This is a genomic window from Actinotalea sp. C106 (assembly GCF_023630195.1).
In the GTDB taxonomy this organism is placed as follows: domain Bacteria; phylum Actinomycetota; class Actinomycetes; order Actinomycetales; family Cellulomonadaceae; genus Actinotalea.
The window spans coordinates 1-3071 of the sequence record NZ_JALPKN010000332.1; the positions used below are offsets into that span (position 1 = coordinate 1).

The window sequence follows — 3071 nt, forward strand, 5'->3', positions numbered from 1 at the left end:
CCGGTCGGTCGGACCCGCGGGGCCATCAGCCGATCGCGCGGGCGTCGGGGGCGGCGACCCGCCCGGCGACCGGCACGGGTGTCCGCGCGAGGACCCCCTCGAGCGTCTGCGCCACGGTCTGACCCGAGAGCCGGGCGTCGGTGCTGGGGAGCAGGCGGTGGGTGAGCACGGGCTCGGCGAGGGCCTGGACGTCGTCGGGCAGCACGTGGTCGCGCCCCTGCATCGCGGCCAGGGCCTTGGCCCCGCGCAGCAGCTGGATGCCGGCTCGGGGGGACGCACCGAGCCGGAGCATCGGGTCGGTGCGCGTCGCCTCGGCGAGGTCCACGACGTACTGCTTGATTCCCGGTGCCGCGTAGAGCCGGCGGGCGACGCCGACCATGCGGGCGATCTCCTCGGCGGTCGTGACCGGGACGAGGTGGCTCAGCGGGTCTGCCTCCTCCTGCCGGTCGAGCATCTCGACCTCGGCCTCCCGCGAGGGGTAGCCCACGCTCAGCCGCGCCATGAAGCGGTCGCGCTGCGCCTCGGGCAGGGCGTAGGTCCCCTCCATCTCGATCGGGTTCTGCGTCGCCAGGACGAGGAAGGGCCGCGGGAGCTGGTACGTCGTGCCGTCGACCGTGGCCTGGCTCTCCTGCATGCACTCCAGGAGGGCCGACTGCGTCTTGGGAGAGGCGCGGTTGATCTCGTCGCCGATCACGACGTTCGCGAAGACCGGGCCGGGGCGGAACTCGAACTCGTGCTGCTCGGCCCGGTAGATGGTCACGCCGGTCAGGTCGCTGGGCAGCAGGTCCGGGGTGAACTGGATACGGCCCACGGTGCAGTCGATCGAGCGCCCGAGGGCCTTGGCCAGCGTGGTCTTGCCGACACCAGGGACGTCCTCGAGGAGCAGGTGCCCCTCGGCGAGCAGGACGGCCACCGTCAGGCGCACGAGGTCCTCGCGCCCCGAGATCACCGTCTCCATGGAGTCGCGGATCCTGCTCGAGACCTCGGCGAGGCCCTCGAGCTCGTTCGTCGTGGGCAGTGCGTGGACCATGGGACCCCTTCGTCAGGACTGGCACGAGCCTAGGTGACGCAGGCCCCCCACTTTCCTCCCCCTCCGCCTCCTGGACGCCGTACGGGAGGGTCGCCGGCGCGGCCGCGCGCAGTCCTCCCGTGCGGGCGGCGGGTCCATCGCGCGACCTGCCCCGGCAGGGGGCGCCGTCGGTGGGGTGGTGCCCGCCTGGCCCTCCACCTTCCTCCACAGGCCTTGACCTGCGACGACACCAGGTCCAGGCGGGTGAAACACGGCTCGCATCCCTTGCGGGTGGAGGGAAGTGGAGTAACGTGGGGCTACCGGGGGAGCGGTGGGCCTTTCCGGGGGGACCAGAGGGGAGCGCGACGTGGCCGACTCCATGAGCTACGGCACGTACTCCCCGTTCCTGGGGACCTACACCCCCCGGCTCGACGACAAGGGCCGACTGATCCTCCCGGCGAAGTTCCGCAGCCAGCTGGCCTCGGGGCTCGTGGTCACCCGGGGCCAGGAGCGGTGCCTGTTCGTGTTCCCGGTCGAGGAGTTCCGTCGCATGCACGACCAGATCCGGCAGGCCCCCGTCACGAGCAAGCAGGCGCGGGACTACCTGCGCGTCTTCCTGTCCGGGGCGCACGACGAGGTGCCCGACAAGCAGGGGCGTCTCTCGATCCCCTCGGCCCTGCGTGCCTACGCGGGGCTCGACCGGGACGTGGCCGTCATCGGCGCCGGCACCCGCGTCGAGATCTGGGACGCGGCGGCCTGGGAGACGTACCTCGACGAGCAGATCAGCACCTACTCCGAGACGGCCGAGGAGGTGTTCCCCGGTGCCTTCTGACTGACCCGCAGGTGCGACGGACCTGAACGGACCGCTGCACCGCACGATGAGGTCTCCTCCCGCCCTCTGGCGCACTTCCCCGGTGCCAGAGAGCTGCGGAGGGAGACCTGGTCGGGCGGTGGAGGGCCTCCCGACCAGCACCGTCAGCACCAGCACCCATCGCGGCCCCGGCGCCGCGGACGAGCACTCACGATCACGACCCGCGGCCGGCACGGCCCGGCACCAGGAGGTGACATGGACCCGCACGAGGACACCCAGGACGCGCAGCGCCCGACCGCCGACCGGCACGTGCCGGTCCTGCTCGAGCGTTGCCTCGAGCTCCTGGCGCCCGCGATCTCGGAGCCGGGAGCGGTGGTCGTGGACGCGACTCTCGGCATGGGTGGGCACAGCGAGGCGATGCTGCGCCGGTTCCCCGAGCTCCGGGTGATCGGGATCGACCGCGACCAGCAGGCCCTCACCCTCGCGGGTGCGCGGCTGCGCCCGTTCGCCGACAGGTTCACGGGGGTGCACGCCGTCTACGACGCGGTGCTCGACGTCGTCGCCGAGGAGGTCGACGGCCCGGTCCAGGGCATCCTCATGGACCTCGGCGTCTCCTCCCTGCAGCTCGACGAGACCGAGCGAGGCTTCGCCTACTCCCACGACGCCCCGCTCGACATGCGGATGGACCCCAGCACGGGCCCCACGGCGGCCGAGGTGCTCAACACGTACGCCGAGGCCGACCTCGTGCGGATCCTGCGTGAGTACGGCGAGGAGCGGTTCGCGGCGCGAATCGCCCGCACGGTCGTCACCCAGCGCGCTGGCCGTCCCCTCGAGCGGACCGGGGAGCTCGTCCAGATCGTGCGCACGGCCATCCCTGCTGCAGCCCGGACCACGGGGGGCAACCCCGCCAAGCGGACCTTCCAGGCGCTGCGGATCGAGGTGAACGGCGAGCTCGCGTCCCTCGAGCGGGCCCTGCCCGCCGCCCTCGCCGGCCTCGCCGTCGGGGGGCGCCTGGTCGTCATGGCCTACCAGAGCCTCGAGGACCGCCTGGTCAAGCGCGCCCTGGCCCGTGGTGCCGAGTCGAGCGCCCCGCTGGGTCTGCCGGTCGAGCCCGAGACCCACCGCCCCTACCTCCGTCTGCTCACGCGCGGCGCCGAGCTCGCCTCGCCCGCCGAGCAGGAGGCCAACCCTCGATCGGCCTCGGTGCGGCTGCGGGCTGCCGAACGCGCGCGACCCACTCCTGCGCACCTG

The 3071-nt window shown here is 73.0% G+C and carries 3 protein-coding genes; 2 read left to right on the plus strand and 1 reads right to left on the minus strand.

The window, feature by feature from the left end; all coding sequences use genetic code 11:
- Window positions 1-25 precede the first annotated feature (25 nt).
- On the minus strand, window positions 26-1030 hold the full coding sequence (locus L0B03_RS15805) for a MoxR family ATPase (RefSeq protein WP_250447584.1): 1005 nt from the start codon (window positions 1028-1030) through the stop codon (window positions 26-28).
- Window positions 1031-1388: 358 nt separating this feature from the next.
- On the opposite strand from L0B03_RS15805, the gene mraZ reads away from it, so the two are divergent.
- Window positions 1389-1841, plus strand: coding sequence for a division/cell wall cluster transcriptional repressor MraZ (gene mraZ, locus L0B03_RS15810; protein WP_250447590.1), 453 nt, complete (start codon window positions 1389-1391; stop codon window positions 1839-1841).
- A 234-nt stretch (window positions 1842-2075) separates the two neighbouring features.
- The coding region (rsmH, locus tag L0B03_RS15815; protein WP_250447587.1) for a 16S rRNA (cytosine(1402)-N(4))-methyltransferase RsmH at window positions 2076-3071 on the plus strand (996 nt) is incomplete at its 3' end.

Bases quoted from the DNA above. Each gene is read 5' to 3' on its own strand.
- L0B03_RS15805 (WP_250447584.1), bottom strand. From the start codon at position 1,030: ATGGTCCACGCACTGCCCACGACGAACGAGCTCGAGGGCCTCGCCGAG.
- mraZ (WP_250447590.1), top strand. From the start codon at position 1,389: ATGAGCTACGGCACGTACTCCCCGTTCCTGGGGACCTACACCCCCCGG.